The organism is Acidiphilium sp. C61, assembly GCF_905116885.1.
Taxonomy (GTDB): Bacteria; Pseudomonadota; Alphaproteobacteria; order Acetobacterales; family Acetobacteraceae; genus Acidiphilium.
Genome location: NZ_CAJHNI010000005.1, coordinates 626,741 through 642,947, shown reverse-complemented (window position 1 = coordinate 642,947; position 16,207 = coordinate 626,741). Strand labels below are relative to the sequence as shown.

Here is a 16,207-nt window from a genome sequence, read left to right as displayed (position 1 = left end):
AGCAAATCTCGCATAGCGCGGATCGGCCTGGGGCTCAATGCCTGTTGGCGCTGAACTGTGGGGTTGCACGGGAGCCACCTGTGGCAACGATAGGCAGCGGTGCATTTTGGCGATATTCTCTTTGTAATAGTTTGCTGTGCGAGAGGAACTCATGGCCGATACAAGAGATGCAACTGGCTTGGAGCCGATCCTCGTGCATGAGCGGGTGGTTGCGTGTGATGGCGGCGGCGGGCCGCTGGGGCACCCGAGGGTTTATCTGAAGATCGAGGGCATTGAGATCACCTGTCCTTATTGCTCCCGCCATTACCGCCTGGCCGGAGATGCAAGACCGGGCGCCGGACATTGACGCAGCGGCTTGTCCTGGTTGATGGCTCGGGCTTCATTTTCCGGGCTTTCCACGCCTTGCCGCCAATGACCCGCGACGATGGCACGCCCGTCAACGCGGTATTCGGCTTCTGCAATATGCTGGCACGGCTGCTCAAGGAGCATTCAGGGACGCACCTCGCGGTGATTTTCGATGCCGGCCGCACAACGTTCCGCAACGAGATAGATCCCAGATACAAGGCGCATCGTCCCGAGCCGCCCGAGGAACTCGTGCCGCAATTCGCCCTGGTGCGCGAGGCAACCCGCGCCTTCGCGGTGCCGGCAATCGAGCTTGAGGGGGTTGAGGCTGACGATCTCATCGCAAGTTATGCCGAAGCGATGAAGCGGACGGGCGGTGAGACGGTCATCGTCTCGTCCGACAAGGACCTGATGCAATTGCTCGATGACCGCGTTTCGATGCTCGATCCCATCAAGTCGACGCCGATCGGGCCGGCAGACGTGATTGCAAAGTATGGCGTCAGACCGGAGCAGATGGTCGATGCACAGGCCCTGATGGGCGACACGGTCGACAACGTTCCGGGCGTGCCAGGGATCGGGCCAAAGGGGGCGGCGCAGTTGATTGCCGAATTCGGCGATCTGGAAGCCATCCTCGCAGCGGCGGCGACCGGAGCCATGAAGCCTTCCAAGCGGCGCGACTCGCTTGTCGCTCACGCCGAAGACGCCCGGATTTCACGTCGGTTGGTGGAATTGCGGCGGGATGTCCCACTGCCACTACCGGTCAACGATCTGGTGGTCGCGCCGCTGCATGACGGGGATCTCAACGATTTCCTCGATTCCCAGGGTTTCAGAAGCATCAAGGCACGCCTTGGGCTCGATGGGGTGGCACGGCGGAACGGCGAGCGGCTCGCCGCGGCGGCGAGGGGCGATGCACCCGATCCGCCCGCCGTACCAGCGGCTGCGCCCGTTGTGGCCGATGCACCCTTCGGGCCTTATGTCACAATCGATGACGAGGCCGAGCTTGACCGCTGGATCGCCGAGATACGGCAGACCGGATATTTCGCGATCGATACCGAAACCACGGGCCTTAATCCCCGTCATGCGAAACTCGTGGGGATTTCAGTGGCGACCGCGCCGGGCCGGGCTGCCTATATCCCGCTCGGGCACGAGGATGGGGCGCAACTGCCGCGGAGCCTGGTGATCGGGCGGATGGCGCCGGTGCTTGCCGATCCGGCGATCCTGAAGATTTTTCACAACGCGAAGTTCGACATTCACATTCTGGCCGGTTGCGGGCTTGCGGATGCCGCGCCGGTCGATGACACGATGCTGCTCTCCTACACGCTCGGCGCCGGACGGCATGGGCATGGCATGGACGAGTTGTCGGGTCTGCATCTCGATCATCGGCCGATATCCTATGACGAGGTAACAGGCACCGGGCGCAACCGGATTTCATTTGCAGCCGTCCCGATCGACCGCGCCACGGCCTATGCCGCCGAGGATGCGGACATCACACTCAGGCTCTGGGTGCTGCTGCGCCCCCGCCTGCGCGCGGAGGGAGGGCTCGGGCTTTACGAGACGATCGAGCGCCGGCTGCTCAATGTGCTGCTCGCCATGGAACGCGCCGGCATCATGGTCGATCGAGGGGATCTCGAGTCGATGTCGGCCGAGTTCGCCCGGCGGATGGACGACATTCAACGCGACATCGAGCGGCTCGCCGGCCGCGCGTTCAACCCGGGCAGCCCGAAACAGCTCGGCGAGATCCTGTTCGACGAAATGGGCCTGCCGGGCGGCAAGCGGACCAAGACCGGGGCATGGGGCACCGATGCGGCGGTGCTGGAGGATCTTGCGGCGTCCGGACACGATCTTCCTGCCCGTGTGCTGGAATGGCGCCAGTTGCAGAAACTCAAATCCACCTATGCCGACGCGCTGGTGGGCGAGATCGATATCGGGGATCAGCGGGTCCATACCAGCTTCTCCCAGGCCATCACGACGACGGGCCGGCTTTCGTCCAACGAGCCTAACCTGCAGAACATCCCGATTCGCACCAGCGAGGGGGCGCGTATCCGCCGCGCCTTCATTGCCGCCCCCGGCAAGGCGCTGGTCTCGGCGGATTATTCGCAGATCGAGCTGCGCCTGCTGGCGCATGTCGCCGATATTCCGGCGCTGAAGGAGAGTTTCGCCAAAGGCGAGGATATCCATGCCCGCACGGCCGCCGAAGTGTTCGGCCTGCCGATGGAGGGGATGGATCCGATGGTGCGGCGCCGCGCCAAGGCGATCAATTTCGGCATCATCTACGGCATTTCCGCCTTCGGCCTCGCCCGCCAGCTCGGCATCGAGAACGGCGAGGCGAAGCGCTATATCGACGCCTATTTCGCCCGCTATCCGGAAATCCGGCGCTACATGAACGAAACGGCCGAATTCGCACGCACCCACGGGTATGTGCTGACACCGTTCGGCCGGCGTTGCTATGTTCCCGGCATCGCCGAGAAAAACCCGGCACGGCGGGGCTATGCCGAGCGGCAGGCGATCAATGCGCCATTGCAGGGCGGCGCCGCGGACATCATCAAGCGGGCGATGGTGCGGCTGCCGGCGGCGATTCGCGATGCCGGGCTGGAGGCGGTGATGCTGCTCCAGGTGCATGATGAACTCGTCTTCGAAATGCCGATCGACCAGGCGCAGGCAATGGCCTCGCTGGCGCGGGAGGTGATGCAGGGGGCTGCCACACTTTCGGTGCCCTTGCTGGTGGAAACCGGGATCGGTTCCAACTGGTCGGACGCGCACTGAGTGCGGATGGATTGCCATCCAGTGCGCCTCCCGACCCCGATGGATCGGCTGTAGTGCGCTGTCGTGTCGATCATCGCAGCGTCCTTGTCCGATCGGATAATGCTCTAGGTGCGATTTCCGGGACGCTGCCGCTGGAGGCCGCGATGCAGTCTCGCGAGGGCGTCGCCGAGATCTCCATCCGGCAGCCCTGCGGGAGGTGGCGCCTGGGTTACCGAGGCAGGCGCTGCGCGGCGGATGGGCGCGGGGACTGTCATGTCGGTGAAGCGCAGCCGTTGCACCGGCGCGCCACCGAGGGCGAGATTAATCTTGCCGATCAATACTGGCGCAAGGTGTTGCAAGGCCAGCGCGTCGGGGCCGGCGCAGCCAAGGGTCAGCGTTCCGGCAGCGAATTTCGTGGGCTGGCTGCGGGATGCGATGTCGGGCCCGGCGATGTCGGGCCAATCGGCGATCAGCGTGCCGAGAACGGCCCCCCGCCGGGCAAGGACCGGGCGCAGCACAGGCGCCAGCAGGGCCGAAATGCCCCGCGGGGCGCTGTGGCGCGGCGGCTCCGGCGCGACCGGGCGAGGCTTCGCCAAGTTTCCGCCATCCGCTGCCTTGTGCGACCGGGTCGGGCGCGGGGGAGTGTCGCGTGAGTGTGTCGCCGCCATCAGCTGATCGTCTGCTCCGCTGGTATCATGTTCATCGGCGCGTCCTGCCGTGGCGGGCTGCCCCGGGAGTCCGTCCCGATCCGTATCACGTCTGGCTGAGCGAAATCATGCTCCAGCAGACCGTCGTCGCGACGGTGATACCGTATTTCCACAGGTTCATCGAGCGTTACCCCACGATCGGCGAGCTGGCGGCGGCGGCGGATGAGGACATTCTCGGCCTGTGGGCTGGGCTTGGCTATTATGCGCGGGCACGCAACCTTATCCGCTGCGCCCGCGCGGTCACCGCTGCGGGCGGATTTCCGGCGACGCTGGAGGGGCTGCACAACCTGCCGGGAATCGGTCCGTACACGGCGGCGGCAGTCGGCGCCATTGCCTTCGGCCTGCCGGTCGTGCCGGTGGATGGCAATGTCGAACGTGCCGCCGCAAGAATTTTCGCGATCGAGACTCCGCTGCCGGCGGCGAAGGCGGAGATCGCCACCGCAGCTTCCCGTCTCGGCGCGCAGGATGCGGCCTGCGCCAGCCCGGGCGATTTCGCGCAGGCGCTGTTCGATCTGGGCGCCACGATATGCACGCCGCGCAACCCGTCCTGCATGATCTGCCCCTGGCGCGAGGGGTGCGCTGCACAGGCAAGGGCGATCGCGGCCGAGTTGCCACGCAAGGCGCGGCGGGCGGCGCGGCCAATGCGGCATGGCACGGTTTTCGTGATGCGGGACCGGAGCGGCGCGATCGGCCTGCGTCGGAGACCGCCGCGCGGGCTGCTGGGCGGCATGCTCGAACTGCCGGGAACCGGTTTCGAAGCGGCGCCGGGACGGGCCGATCCGCCTTGCGCGGCAGACTGGGTCGATGCCGGGAGCATCGGGCACGTCTTCACCCATTTCGAATTACGGCTGCTGGTACTCGCGGCAGAAGTGCCCAAACTGCCGCCGGACCTCGAGGCAAAGTCGCCGGAGACGCCGCTTCCGACGGTCATGCGCAAGGCGCTGGATGCCGGGCTCGCGGCACTCGGCGATGATGACACTGGCAGAAAAAACCCCGGGCCAAGAGGTCCGGGGTAAGGTGACAGAACGGATGCCGGCTGGCGCCGGCACCACGGGGGAAAGGTTCAGCGGTCGGGGGAACTGACCGCCCAGCTGTGGTGATGCACCAGGCCATCGTCATGATCGTGGTAATGGCCCGCTTCATCGTCCTGATCGTGGAATTGCTCGGTCTCGGTGCTGCCCGCCATGGCCGTGGTCGAGGCCTTGCCGGCGCTGACCGCCATCGCCACCGCGTCGAAATAGGAGGTGCCGACTTCGCGCTGGTGCCGTGTGGCGGTGTAGCCATCCTTCTCGGCGGCGAACTCTGCCTGCTGCAGTTCCGAATAGGCACCCATGCCGCGCTCGGCGTAGCCCTTGGCGAGTTGGAACATCGAGTAGTTCAGCGAGTGGAAGCCGGCGAGGGTGACAAACTGGAACTTGTAGCCCATCGCGCCGATCTCGCGCTGGAAGCTCTCGATCTTCTCCGGGGAGAGCTTCTTGCGCCAGTTGAAGCTCGGTGAGCAGTTATAGGCGAGCATCTTGCCGGGGAACTGCTTGTGGATCGCCTCGGCGAACTGGCGGGCCTCCTCAAGGTTCGGCTCGGAGGTTTCCCACCAGAGCAGGTCGGCATAGGGGGCGTAAGCGAGGGAGCGGGCGATCGCGTATTCGACGCCAATGCCCGGCTTGATGCGGTAGAAACCCTCGGCCGTACGCTCGCCGCTGATGAAGGGGCGGTCGCGCTCGTCGACATCGGCGGTCAGCAACTGGGCGGCGTGGCTGTCGGTGCGGCAGAGCAGCACGGTCGGCACACCTTCGACATCGGCGGCGAGGCGGGCGGCGGTCAGGGTGCGGATATGCTGGGCGATCGGGACCAGAACCTTGCCGCCGAGATGGCCGCACTTCTTTTCGGAGGCGAGCTGGTCCTCGAAATGCACGCCCGCGGCGCCGGCCTCGATCATGGCCTTCATCAGCTCATAGGCGTTCAGCGCGCCACCGAATCCGGCCTCGGCATCGGCAATGATCGGCGCCATCCAGTGTTGCGACGTGTCGCCTTCCATCCGGGCGATCTGGTCGGCGCGGCGCAGCGCGGAATTGATGCGCCGGACCACCATCGGCACCGAGTTCACCGGGTAGAGCGACTGGTCGGGATACATTTCGCCCGAAAGGTTTGCATCGGCGGCGACCTGCCAGCCGGAGAGATAGATGGCCTTCAGGCCGGCCTTGACCTGCTGCATCGCCTGATTGCCGGTGAGGGCACCGAGCGTGTTCACGTAGGGCTCGGTCTTCAGCAGGTGCCACAGGCGATTGGCGCCCATCTCGGCGAGGGTGTGGCGCACGCGGAAGGAGCCCGCGAGTTTATCGACTTCAGCCTGGGTGTAGTCGCGGCGGATGCCATCGAACCGGTCGGGCGCTACGGAGAGACCGCCCGGCAGGCCTTCGGGGGAATGGGTCGGGGAGGGGAAGTTCGACATGGTCTCTCCTTTGCGCCTTTCGGCATGTTGTGGCGGCGTCTGAGGGCGCCGTGATCTTGCAGTCCGGTAGCGTCCGTAGGTGAATTATTTACGCTGCACGCGCGAAAGTCACCGGCGAAAATGGCATAAAATGATGAAAGAGGTGGCGGTATTGACTGTAAAGTTTTACAATATGTAAAACATGAAAAATATCGCCCGTTGTCATGGAGTGCCCGCATGTCCAAGCCGCTGATTGGCCGCATCGTCCGCCGCCTGCGTCAGGAACAGGGGCTGACGCAGCAGAAACTTGCGGCGCGGCTCGGGATTTCGACGTCCTATCTCAACCTCATCGAGCATGATCAGCGGGGCATTACCGCGGCGCTGCTGATCAAGCTGACCGAAACGCTGCAAGTGGATCTGGCGGCGTTGTCAGGCTCTGATGAACGGCAGATGGAACAGGCGCTGCGCGAGGCGTTCGCCGACCCGCTGATCGGTAGCGAGCAGGTGCCGGACTCGGAAGCCCAGCTCATTGCCGCCTCGGCACCGGCGGCGGCGCAGGCCGTGCTGGGGCTTTACCGCGCGTATCAGGCGGTGCGGGAAGAGACCGGCGGCATCACGCTGCCCTCGGGGCGGAAAATCCTGCTGCCGAACGAGGAAGTGCGGGATTTCTTTCATGAACATGCAAATCATTTCCCCGAGCTCGAGGCGGCGGCCGAGGCGCTGGGAGCGGAATTGCCGGCGGCAACGCTGGGCATGAACCATGCGCTCGCGGAGCGGCTCCGGCACAAGCACGGGCTCGTCGTGTCCGTCGCGCCGCTGCCGGGGGCGCTGCGGGTCTTCGACCCGGCGCGGCGGCAGCTCGTGCTGTCCGAAACGCTGCCGCGGGAGAGCAGGGGCTTTCAGATGGCCTTCCAGCTTGGCCTGATCGAGGCGCGCGAGCTGATCGAGGAGATCGTCCGGCGCGCCACGCTCACCACCCGCGATGCGGGCGAATTGCTGCGGATCGGCTTGATCAACTATTTCGCCGGTGCGGTGCTGATGCCCTATGCGCCGTTTCTGGGGGCGGCGTCGGAGCTGCGTCACGATGTCGAGCATCTGGCGATGCGCTTCGGCGTTTCGTTTGAACAGGCCTGCCACCGGCTTTCCGCGCTGCAACGCCAGGGGGCGCGCGGGGTGCCGTTCTTTTTCCTGCGGGTCGATCCGGCGGGGAATGTCTCGAAGCGGTTTTCGGCGGCGGGATTTCCCTTCGCCCGCTATGGCGGCAACTGCCCGCGCTGGATCGTACATTCGGCCTTCGCCACGCCCGGCAGCGTGCGGGTGCAGGTGGCGCAGCTGCCTGATGGCGTCACCTATCTGTGCTTCGCGCGCACCATCACCTCATCGCCGGCGCATTGGGGCGAGCCGCCGCCAACGCGGGTGGTGGCGATGGGATGCGATATCGGCCGGGCCGGTGAGGTGGTTTATGCCGACGGGATCGATCTCGACCGGGCAGCGGTCGGGATCGGGCTGTCATGCCGGCTCTGCGACCGGCCAGACTGCCGCTCGCGCGCCTTTCCGCCACTGGCCCACCGCCTGTCGCTCGACGTATCGACCACCAGCGCCAGCCCCTATCGTTTCGAGCCGGCCGGGGGCGGAAGCCGGACGTCCGGGGCAGGGACATAGACACAGAACAAGGGTTAACAGACGGTTCCTGGCCGTTTGGCGTTCTATCCCCTCTTACGCCCGGAGCCGTGCCGACATCTTGCCGCGAGCCTGCGCCCGCGATGTTTCCGGAAATTTCCGCAGTCGCGGTTCAGCGGGTGAAAAATGGCGGCGATCCGCCCGGATAGAGATCGCGGCTGGCGGCCGCGGTTGCTCGTTCGGCGACGGGAGTGGCTGGGAAATGCGCGAGAATCGCGAGCGTGCGGCGCGGCGGAAGGGTGAATTCCGAACCATTCGCGGCGGCGAGGGCCGCCTTGCGGTCGCCATGGCGGAGGTCGAGGCTGATCGTGACCAGCGCGTCGATCACTGTCTGCGAGGGGGTGTCAGGCCGGATCCCCAGTTCTGCCCGCACGACCTTGCGGGCGTGCAGCATCTGGAGCTTCGTGAGGTTGTTCATGCCGAGCCAGCGGCCGACCGTGGAGAACTGGCCCGCCATCGCATCGAGCGAGGCGGCGGCGAGCGCCATTTCGGCCGGTCGCCCCTGCATCGCCGCGGGATGCGAGAAGGCCCAGCGCGCCTCGTTGGTTGCGGCGATCGCGGGGTCTTCGCCGGTCACCCGGCCATCGAACGCATTTGCAGGCAGATATCCTGTCGATGGCGGTGGTGTGACCAGCGCGCAGCCGGCAAGGCTCAGGCCGAGCAGCGCGAGGGCAAGAGCGGAGCGGAACGTGTGGGGCGAGCGGAGAGTCTGGTTCATGACGGTGCCTCGACAATGGCGCGAGCCCGATCAGGCCGGGCGCAGTCCCTTGCGGAACCGCTCGGCCAGTTCGACGTAATGCGGAGCGGTCTGGTCGAAACGGCCGCGCTCCTCATCGGACATGATACGAACGAAGCGGGCCGGCGACCCCATCCATAGCTCGTTGCGGCCGATTCGTTTGCCGGGGGCGAGCAGGGAATGCGCCGCGAGGACGCCGCCCTCCTCGATCACGGCACCATCCAGCACCACGGCGCCCATCGCGACGAAGGCTCGGTCCTCAAGTGTACAGGCATGGATGACGGCGGCATGACCGATGGTGACATCCGCGCCGATTCGCGCGGCGAAGCGCTCGCCGGCATTGACGTGGACGACCGTGCCATCCTGGATGTTGGTGCGTGGCCCGACCGTAATGTCGTTATTGTCAGCGCGCAGGGTGCAGTTGAACCAGATATTCGCCCCGGCAGCGATCCGCACGGCGCCGATCAGGACAGCGCCGGGAGCCACCCAGGCATCCGGGTCGATCTCCGGGCGTATGCCGTCGAGCTCAAAGAGGGCCGGCTGATCGTGGCGCATGGGGCTTTCTCTCCCGGTTCAGCTGTCTGCGAGCGGCACCCAGGGAATTTTCGCAAATGCGATCCCCTCGTCCGCCAGCGCTTCGGATTCAGCCTCGGTCGCCGCGCCGTAGATGCCGCGGGCCGGTGCCTCGCCATGGTGGATGCGGCGCGCCTCGGCGGCGAACTCATCCCCCACGAAATCGCATCGCGCCTCGACCTCGCGCCGCAAGCTGGCCAGCGTAGCACGGAGCTCGTCCGGCATGCGGCCAGCGACGGCGGTCGATTGCGTCGCCTTCGCCGGCGGCTGTGCGGGGGCGGTTTCGGCAGCCACGGCCTTGCCGATCCGCGGGGCCATCAATGCACGGCCGACATCGTCCCCGCCACAGCGCGGGCAGTTCAGCAGGCGGCGCTTTGCCTGGCGGTCGAAACTCTCGCTGCTCGCGAACCAGCCATCGAATTCATGGCCGCAGCCGCAGCGCAGCTGATAGTGGATCATGCCGAAAGCAGCGGATCGAGCCGGCCGGTCCGCTCCAGTTCGACCAGATTGTCGCAACCGCCGATCGGCCGGTCGTCGATGAAGATCTGCGGCACGGTGGTGCCGCCGCCGGATCGCTCGATAGCTTCGCGGCGCGCGGCGGAACCGCGAGGTGCGTCGATCTCGGTGAAGGCAAATCCCTTCTGGCGCAGAAGGCTTACCGCGCGGCTGCAATAGGGACAGAAGGCCTGGGTGTAGATTTCGATTTTCGGCATGTGTTGTCTCCGATCCTTCACATACGCAAGACGGAGTTTATCGCAAGACGGTTGCGGAAGTCTTAGAGCACGTTCGGATCCATCAGGATCGGATGTCGTGCTCTATCTTGTTGATAACTAGAGCATCTTTATCCGATCAGCTGATCGGATAAAGATGCTCTACAGCGGCTTGAGGTGGGGTACCATCACCCGATCGGTAAAATATATTTTATTATCAATATTATAGAGCAATGCCGTCGATCCGGAAGGATCGAAAACGACTTTACTCGCCGTCCTGCGTTGCAACGCGGGCGAGGGCCAGCACATCCACCGCCGCAGCACCTGCGGCGAGCAGCGCCTCGGCACAGGCCGATGCGCTGGCCCCGGTTGTGAGGATGTCGTCGATCAGCAGCACCGTGCGCCCAGCGAACTGCGCCGCCCTTCCTTTGCGCACGCCGATCGCGTTCTTCATCGCCTGCTCCCGGCCGAACTGGTCGAGTTCGGAGAGCGGCGGCGTCGCCCGCAGGCGGACCAGACCGTCGATCAGCGTGTCCCGCCCGGTCATCCGGCCGAGCGCGCGGGCCAGCAATCCCGCCTGGTTGTAGCCCCGCCGCGCGAGCCGGGTGCGGTGCAGCGGCACCGGCACCAGCAGATCGGCGCGGGCGAGCAGGGGGGCGCCGGGACGGAGCAGAAGCCGTGCCAGTCCCGCGGCGCGCTCCGGCCGGTCGGCATATTTGAAGGGCAGGATCAGCCGTCGGGCGGCATCGTTGTAGACCAGCGCGGCCCGCGCGGCGCGGAACGCCGGCGGCGCCCAGTCGCACCCGGTGCAGAGCGGGGCCGGGTCTTCGAGCGGCAGCCCGCACTTGCCGCAGACCGGGCCGGTGATGAACCGCGCCGCGCCGAAGCAGGACGTACAAAATACGCCCTCGGCCGACACCTCCTCGTCGCAGGCGAGGCAATGCGGTGGCAGCAGGAGATCAAGCGTCGCGCGGGCGAACTGCCTCAGCATCGGCGGCTCTTTGCCGGCTGGCGCAAAAGCGGCACAAGCGGGGGCATGAGCGATATCGATATCTTCGACCGCAGGGCCGTTGCCATGCACCGCAGCCGCGCGGCGCACCGCCTCGCGCGGGTCAGGCCGGTGCTCGACGAGCTTGCGGTGCGGGTGCTCGACCGGCTGGACGATACCGGGCGCCGGTTTCGCCGGGCACTCGATTTCGGCGGGCGCGGCGCCGTGGCTCCGCTGCTGGCGGCGCGCGGGCTGGAGGTGATCACTGCCGATGTCGCCCCGGCGCTGCTGGCCGGGAGCGGCGGGGTTGCCGCCGATCCGGAATATCTCCCCTTTGGCGAGGGGTGTTTCGACCTCATCGTCGCGCATCTTTCGCTGCACTGGGTGAACGATCTGCCAGGGGCGCTGATCCAGCTGCGCCGCGCGCTGAGCCGGGAAGGGCTGTTCATCGCTAGCCTTCCTTTGCTCGGCACGCTCGGGGACTTGCGGGCCGCCCTGATCGATGCGGAGGACCGTCTCGCCGCGGGGGCTTCGCCGCGGATCTCGCCCTTCACCACGCTCGCCGATGCTGCCGGGCTGATGCAGCGGGCGGGGTTCGCCCTGCCGGTTGCCGAGCGGGAAACCGTGCGTCTCGAATACGCCGCCCCGCTCGACCTGCTTCGCGATCTCAGGGATGCCGGGGAGACCAACGCGCTGCGCGACCGTTCGCGCCGCTGCCCGCCGCGCGCGCTGTTTCCGATGGCGCTGGCGGCAATCGCGGATGCCGATGGCCGGCTGCGGCTCGAATGGCCCATGGGCGTGATCACCGGCTGGGGATCATAACAGGCCGAGCCGCTTCAGGCTGATCCACCTTCCGTTGCCGATGATCAGGTGGTCGTGCAGCACGACCGAAAGTGTCGCCGCCGCCTGCTTGATCTCTCGGGTCATCGCCACGTCCTCTTCTGACGGGGTGGGATCGCCGCTCGGGTGGTTATGCACGAGGATGAGCGCCGTTGCATGCAGTTCGAGCGCCCGGCGCATCATTTCCCGCGGATAGACCGGGGCATGGTTCACCGTGCCGTGCGCGAGCACCTCGTCGGCGATCAACCGGTTGCGCTGATCGAGAAACAGCACGCGGACCTGTTCGGTCTTTTCACGGGAGAGGACGGCGGTGAGGTATTCGATCAGCCTGTCCCAGTGGTTCAGGACCGGCCGGTAGGTGATTTCCGCCCTGGTGAGGCGGAGCGCTGCGGCCTGGACGAGCTTGAGAGCGGCGGCACCGGCCTCGCCCAGCCCCTCGACACCGCGCAGCGCCTCGGCCGGTGCGGCGATGGCGCCCGCGCAGGAGCCGAAATGCCGGATGAGTTCCTTCGCCACCGGCTTGGTATCCCGCCGGGGGACGGCAAGAAACAGCAGCATTTCGAGGATTTCATGGTCCGCCAGCGCGTCCGGTCCTGCTTTCAGCAGGCGCGCCCGCAGCCGTGAACGGTGGCCGGCCGCGCCGTGGGCACCGGGGTTTGGTTCCCCGTGCCGTGAGGAGACCTCATCCTGCAGAAGATCCGGCTGGGCGGCCGGTTCGCGCAACGAATCTCCAGAGGGAATCACAACCGGAGATTGTCATATTCGAATGTCCTTGAAAAGCCGCTTTCCGCCCTGCCGGTCAGATCGTCTCGCCGGCGGCAAGGGTGAACACCTCGCATCCGGTTTCGGTGATGCCGATCATGTGCTCGAACTGCGCTGACAGGCTGCGGTCCCGCGTGACGGCGGTCCAGCCATCGTCGAGCACCTTCACTTCCGGGCGTCCCGCATTGACCATGGGCTCGATGGTGAAGAACATGCCGGGCCGCAATTCGGGGCCGTCGCCCTTGCGGCCGAAATGCAGCACGTTCGGCGGCTCGTGGAACCGGCGGCCGATGCCGTGGCCGCAGAAATCCCGCACCACCGAGAAACGTTGCGCCTCGACATAGGTCTGGATGGCATGGCCGATATCGCCGAAATGCGCGCCGGGCCTGGCCACGCGGATGCCTTCCAGCAGGGAGTTGTAAGTGACGTCGATCAGGCGGCGGGCCTTGGTCGGCGCCGTGCCGGCGATGTACATCCGGCTCGAATCGCCGTGCCAGCCATCAAGAATCACGGTGATGTCGATATTGAGGATATCCCCATCCATCAGCACCCGGTCGCCGGGGATGCCGTGGCAGACGACATGGTTGATCGAGATGCAGGTCGATTTCGGGAAGCCGCGATAGTTCAGCGGTGCCGGGATGGCGCCACGGGCAACGATGTAATCGTGGCAGATCCGGTCGATCTCACCCGTCGAGATGCCGGGATGGACATGCGCGCCGACCATGTCGAGCACTTCGGCCGCAAGCCCGCCGGCCGCGCGCATGGGCGCGAAATCCTCGGGTTTGTGGATCGTGATCTGCCGCTGTTCGGATCCGCTGTCCATCAGCTGCACTCCGCCGGGTTGACCGCTTTGAGTTTCATCGCTGTTAAATGACTTCCGTGCGGCGCAATGGCAAGGTGGCCAGCCGGACCGACAGCGCGAGACCGGCAACAAGCATTGCCGCGATCATCGCCACAACGCCGTTCCAGCCCGCACCGCTCCACGCGACGCCGCCCAGCGAGCCCGCGAAGCTGGAGCCGAGATAGTACAGAAAAAGATAGAGCGCCGCCGCCTGCGCCCGCGCGCCGCGGGCAACCGCTCCGACCCAGGCGCTCGCCGTGGCGTGGCTGGCGAAAAACCCGAGCGTGACGAGGGCGATGCCGAGAACGACCAGCCAGAGCGCGCCGGAGAGGGTCAGCAGCGCGCCGGCCAGTTCGAGCGCGATCGCTGCCGGCAGCATGCGCGCCCTGCCGATCTGCCCGGCAAGCTGCCCGCTCCAGGCGGAACCGCCGACGCCGACGAGATAGACCGTGAAGATCGTGCCGACCGCGGCCTGCGACATGCTGAATGGCGGTGCGAGCAGGCGGAAGGTGATGTAGTTGTACACCGTCACGAAGCCGCCCATGAACAGGAACCCCTCGGCATAGAGCAGGCGCAGCGCCGGGTCCGCGAGATGCGCTGCGTAGCTCCGCGCGAGGGCGCCGATCGATAGCGGCCGGCGGATGAAATGGCGCGAGGCGGGCAGGCTCGCCATGAACAGCAGGCCGGAGGCGAGGCCGATCGCGCCGATGCCGGCAAGGGCGGCGCGCCACCCGGCGGCATCGGCGAGAATGCCGGCGATCAGGCGCCCGCTCATGCCGCCGAAACCGCTGCCGCCGACATAGAGTCCCATGGCGAGACCCATCGATCTCGGCTCGATCTCCTCCGCTAGGTAGGCCATGGCGACGGCGGGCAGGCCCGACAGCACGAGGCCGATCAGCGCCCGCAGCGCGAGAAAATCCCCCCAATGCGGGATGGCTGCCGAAATGAGGGTCAGCAGCGCGGCGCCGATCACTGAGGTCGCCATCATCGGCTTGCGCCCCCAGGCTTCCGAGAGCGCGCTGGCGACGAGAAGCGAGCCGGCGAGGGTGAGGGTGGTCAGGGAGAGCGCGAGGCTCGCGGCGACCGGGCGGACGTGGAAATCCGTCGCGAAGACCGGCAGCAGGGGCTGGACGCAATACATCAGGGCGAAGGTCGCGAAGCCGGCGGCGAACATCGCGAGCGTGGTCCGGCGAAACGCGGGCGTACCTCGGCTGATGCGGGACGGGGCGGCTGCCGGCGGTGTTGGGTCCTTCATCCGTCCTGAATGCCGGCAGGGCAGGACGGTTTTCCAGCCCGTCCCGCGCAGGTCAGCCTCCTTGCCGGGGTGGAGCGGCGCCTATTTCTGCACCCAGGGCAGCCCGTCATGTTTCCAGCCGGCGACGAGGCCGCGATGGCCGCGCTGGTCGTGCGGGCCCTCGAACCCGTCCCGCACGTTGTAGACATGCGGGAAACCGTGCTCCTGCGCGATGCGTGCGGCAGCCATGCTGCGCCCGCCGCTGCGGCAGATGAAATACACATGGTGCTCCGGCCGCAGCCCGGCGCCCCGCATCTCGTCGAGGAAACGCGGGTTGTGCTGCATGCTCGGAAAGCTCTGCAACTCGATCGGCACGATCTGCTTGCCGGCCTGGGACAGGTCAGGAAGGCCGACAAAGGTCCATTCCGCGCTGGTCCGCACGTCGCACAGCATGGCATCCGGGTTGCTCATCAGCGCTTCCCACACCTGTTTCGGAGCCACATCGTCAACCATATCTTCCTCCGGATCATCACGGTTATAGCGTTGCGGCATTGTTGTCCGACGGCCGGATCTGATGCAAGACGGTTACACGGGAGACAGAACAGCGTGACACTGCAAGCAGCGACCTCGATCGCCGACGGATTTGTCGGCGCCATTGGCAATACGCCCCTGATCCGGCTGCGCCGCGCCTCGGAGGCGACCGGGTGCGAGATTCTCGGCAAGGCCGAATTCATGAATCCGGGCGGGTCGGTAAAGGATCGAGCGGCGCTCGCGATCATCGAGGATGCCGAGGCGCGCGGCCTGCTCACGCCGGGCAAGCCGGGTATTATCGTCGAGGGAACTGCCGGCAATACCGGAATTGGGCTAACGCTGGTCGCCAATGCCCGCGGCTATCGCAGCATCGTCGTGATGCCGGAGACGCAGAGCCAGGAGAAGAAGGACTTCCTGCAGATGATCGGCGCCGATCTGCGCCTCGTGCCGGCAAAGCCCTATCGCGATCCGGGCAATTACGTGCACGTCTCGCGGCGCATCGCCGAGGAGGTGGGCGGCTGCTGGGCAAACCAGTTCGACAACACCGCCAATCGCGAGGGCCATCGTCGCACGACGGGGCCGGAAATCTGGGCGCAGACCGGGGGACGAATCGATGCCTTCACCTGTGCTTGCGGTACCGGCGGTACGCTGGCCGGCGTCGCCATGGCGCTGAAGGCGCATGATCCGGCCGTGCGGATCGTCCTCGCCGATCCCGAGGGCAGCGCGCTGCATTCATGGATCAAGACCGGCGAGATCGTGGCGGAAGGCTCGTCGATTTCCGAGGGGATCGGCCAGGGCCGGGTCACCGCCAATCTGGAAGGCGCGCCGATCGATGATGCGGTGCGCGTGCCCGATACGGAGATGCTTGAACAGGTTTACGACCTGATGATCCATGAGGGGCTTTCCATCGGCGGTTCCGCCGGGATCAACGTCGCCGCGGCAATTCGCGTTGCCCGCGAGATGGGACCGGGCCATACGATCGTCACCATCCTGTGCGATGGTGCATCGCGCTATCAGTCGAAGCTCTTCAACCCGGAATTCCTGCGGAGCAAAAATCTGCCGACACCGCCCTGGATCACCTGAACGACGATTG

General features: G+C 66.2%; 17 protein-coding genes. 6 read left to right on the top strand and 11 right to left on the bottom strand.

The genetic code is table 11. The annotated features are described in order from the left end of the window. Positions 1-151: 151 nt before the first annotated feature. Both HUW10_RS05795 and polA read left to right on the top strand, forming a co-directional pair. Positions 152-346 (top strand): zinc-finger domain-containing protein, encoded by a 195-nt coding sequence (locus HUW10_RS05795; protein ID WP_174502641.1) that lies wholly within the window; start codon positions 152-154, stop codon positions 344-346. Beyond that, positions 343-3,105: a DNA polymerase I gene (polA, locus tag HUW10_RS05790; RefSeq protein ID WP_174502640.1), complete on the top strand. Its 2,763-nt coding sequence runs from the start codon at positions 343-345 to the stop codon at positions 3,103-3,105. The genes HUW10_RS05795 and polA overlap by 4 nt, the downstream gene beginning before the upstream one ends. A gap of 104 nt (positions 3,106-3,209) precedes the next feature. Here the strand turns inward: polA and HUW10_RS05785 are convergent, their stop codons facing one another. Further along, positions 3,210-3,680: a DUF721 domain-containing protein gene (locus tag HUW10_RS05785; protein WP_236656238.1), complete on the bottom strand. Its 471-nt coding sequence runs from the start codon at positions 3,678-3,680 to the stop codon at positions 3,210-3,212. Between the two features lie 53 nt (positions 3,681-3,733). On the opposite strand from HUW10_RS05785, the gene HUW10_RS05780 reads away from it, so the two are divergent. Beyond that, the gene (locus HUW10_RS05780) at positions 3,734-4,807 is read left to right on the top strand and encodes an A/G-specific adenine glycosylase (protein WP_174502638.1); all 1,074 of its coding nucleotides are present in this window, start codon (positions 3,734-3,736) and stop codon (positions 4,805-4,807) included. A 47-nt stretch (positions 4,808-4,854) separates the two neighbouring features. Here the strand turns inward: HUW10_RS05780 and aceA are convergent, their stop codons facing one another. After that, the gene (gene aceA / locus HUW10_RS05775) at positions 4,855-6,240 is read right to left on the bottom strand and encodes an isocitrate lyase (RefSeq protein ID WP_174502637.1); all 1,386 of its coding nucleotides are present in this window, start codon (positions 6,238-6,240) and stop codon (positions 4,855-4,857) included. Positions 6,241-6,456: 216 nt separating this feature from the next. On the opposite strand from aceA, the gene HUW10_RS05770 reads away from it, so the two are divergent. Continuing rightward, entirely contained in the window at positions 6,457-7,881 is a 1,425-nt protein-coding gene (locus HUW10_RS05770) for a short-chain fatty acyl-CoA regulator family protein (RefSeq protein ID WP_174502636.1), read from the top strand. A gap of 130 nt (positions 7,882-8,011) precedes the next feature. Here HUW10_RS05770 and HUW10_RS05765 read toward each other — a convergent pair whose 3' ends face one another. The 5 genes from HUW10_RS05765 to HUW10_RS05745 form a co-directional block, all read right to left on the bottom strand. Then, positions 8,012-8,617: a hypothetical protein gene (locus tag HUW10_RS05765; protein ID WP_174502635.1), complete on the bottom strand. Its 606-nt coding sequence runs from the start codon at positions 8,615-8,617 to the stop codon at positions 8,012-8,014. 30 nt (positions 8,618-8,647) lie between these two features. Beyond that, on the bottom strand, positions 8,648-9,190 hold the full coding sequence (locus tag HUW10_RS05760; RefSeq protein ID WP_174502634.1) for a gamma carbonic anhydrase family protein: 543 nt from the start codon (positions 9,188-9,190) through the stop codon (positions 8,648-8,650). An 18-nt stretch (positions 9,191-9,208) separates the two neighbouring features. Next, positions 9,209-9,667, bottom strand: a complete 459-nt coding sequence (locus HUW10_RS05755; protein WP_174502633.1) for a DUF1178 family protein — start codon at positions 9,665-9,667, stop codon at positions 9,209-9,211. Next, positions 9,664-9,921, bottom strand: a complete 258-nt coding sequence (gene grxC, locus HUW10_RS05750; protein ID WP_174502632.1) for a glutaredoxin 3 — start codon at positions 9,919-9,921, stop codon at positions 9,664-9,666. The genes HUW10_RS05755 and grxC overlap by 4 nt, the downstream gene beginning before the upstream one ends. A gap of 262 nt (positions 9,922-10,183) precedes the next feature. Continuing rightward, complete coding sequence (locus HUW10_RS05745; protein WP_174502631.1) at positions 10,184-10,909, bottom strand: ComF family protein; 726 nt, start codon at positions 10,907-10,909, stop codon at positions 10,184-10,186. Between the two features lie 45 nt (positions 10,910-10,954). Here HUW10_RS05745 and HUW10_RS05740 point away from each other — a divergent pair, with 45 nt between their 5' ends. Beyond that, positions 10,955-11,728 carry a methyltransferase domain-containing protein gene (locus HUW10_RS05740; protein ID WP_174502630.1) on the top strand — a complete coding sequence of 258 codons (774 nt, stop codon included), beginning with the start codon at positions 10,955-10,957 and terminating at the stop codon, positions 11,726-11,728. Here the strand turns inward: HUW10_RS05740 and radC are convergent. From radC to HUW10_RS05720, 4 genes are all read right to left on the bottom strand, one after another. Next, a complete protein-coding gene (gene radC / locus HUW10_RS05735) occupies positions 11,723-12,469 on the bottom strand; it encodes a DNA repair protein RadC (protein WP_371808617.1) in 747 nt (248 codons plus the stop codon). The two genes, HUW10_RS05740 and radC, sit on opposite strands and share 6 nt — an antisense overlap. Positions 12,470-12,545: 76 nt before the next feature. After that, entirely contained in the window at positions 12,546-13,331 is a 786-nt protein-coding gene (gene map, locus HUW10_RS05730) for a type I methionyl aminopeptidase (RefSeq protein ID WP_174502629.1), read from the bottom strand. A gap of 43 nt (positions 13,332-13,374) precedes the next feature. Continuing rightward, entirely contained in the window at positions 13,375-14,604 is a 1,230-nt protein-coding gene (locus tag HUW10_RS05725; protein ID WP_174502628.1) for an MFS transporter, read from the bottom strand. Between the two features lie 81 nt (positions 14,605-14,685). Next, complete coding sequence (locus HUW10_RS05720) at positions 14,686-15,096, bottom strand: rhodanese-like domain-containing protein (protein ID WP_174502627.1); 411 nt, start codon at positions 15,094-15,096, stop codon at positions 14,686-14,688. Between the two features lie 93 nt (positions 15,097-15,189). On the opposite strand from HUW10_RS05720, the gene HUW10_RS05715 reads away from it, so the two are divergent. Continuing rightward, the gene (locus tag HUW10_RS05715) at positions 15,190-16,197 is read left to right on the top strand and encodes a cysteine synthase A (RefSeq protein ID WP_174502626.1); all 1,008 of its coding nucleotides are present in this window, start codon (positions 15,190-15,192) and stop codon (positions 16,195-16,197) included. Positions 16,198-16,207 lie beyond the last annotated feature (10 nt).

What these genes read in the sequence shown, in the direction of transcription:
- aceA (WP_174502637.1), bottom strand. Translation starts at nt 6,240, where the DNA reads ATGTCGAACTTCCCCTCCCCGACCCATTCCCCCGAAGGCCTGCCGGGC.
- HUW10_RS05770 (WP_174502636.1), top strand. Translation starts at nt 6,457, where the DNA reads ATGTCCAAGCCGCTGATTGGCCGCATCGTCCGCCGCCTGCGTCAGGAA.
- HUW10_RS05755 (WP_174502633.1), bottom strand. Translation starts at nt 9,667, where the DNA reads ATGATCCACTATCAGCTGCGCTGCGGCTGCGGCCATGAATTCGATGGC.
- HUW10_RS05720 (WP_174502627.1), bottom strand. Translation starts at nt 15,096, where the DNA reads ATGGTTGACGATGTGGCTCCGAAACAGGTGTGGGAAGCGCTGATGAGC.
- HUW10_RS05760 (WP_174502634.1), bottom strand. Translation starts at nt 9,190, where the DNA reads ATGCGCCACGATCAGCCGGCCCTCTTTGAGCTCGACGGCATACGCCCG.
- map (WP_174502629.1), bottom strand. Translation starts at nt 13,331, where the DNA reads ATGGACAGCGGATCCGAACAGCGGCAGATCACGATCCACAAACCCGAG.
- HUW10_RS05740 (WP_174502630.1), top strand. Translation starts at nt 10,955, where the DNA reads ATGAGCGATATCGATATCTTCGACCGCAGGGCCGTTGCCATGCACCGC.
- HUW10_RS05765 (WP_174502635.1), bottom strand. Translation starts at nt 8,617, where the DNA reads ATGAACCAGACTCTCCGCTCGCCCCACACGTTCCGCTCCGCTCTTGCC.
- HUW10_RS05795 (WP_174502641.1), top strand. Translation starts at nt 152, where the DNA reads ATGGCCGATACAAGAGATGCAACTGGCTTGGAGCCGATCCTCGTGCAT.
- grxC (WP_174502632.1), bottom strand. Translation starts at nt 9,921, where the DNA reads ATGCCGAAAATCGAAATCTACACCCAGGCCTTCTGTCCCTATTGCAGC.
- HUW10_RS05745 (WP_174502631.1), bottom strand. Translation starts at nt 10,909, where the DNA reads ATGCTGAGGCAGTTCGCCCGCGCGACGCTTGATCTCCTGCTGCCACCG.
- HUW10_RS05725 (WP_174502628.1), bottom strand. Translation starts at nt 14,604, where the DNA reads ATGAAGGACCCAACACCGCCGGCAGCCGCCCCGTCCCGCATCAGCCGA.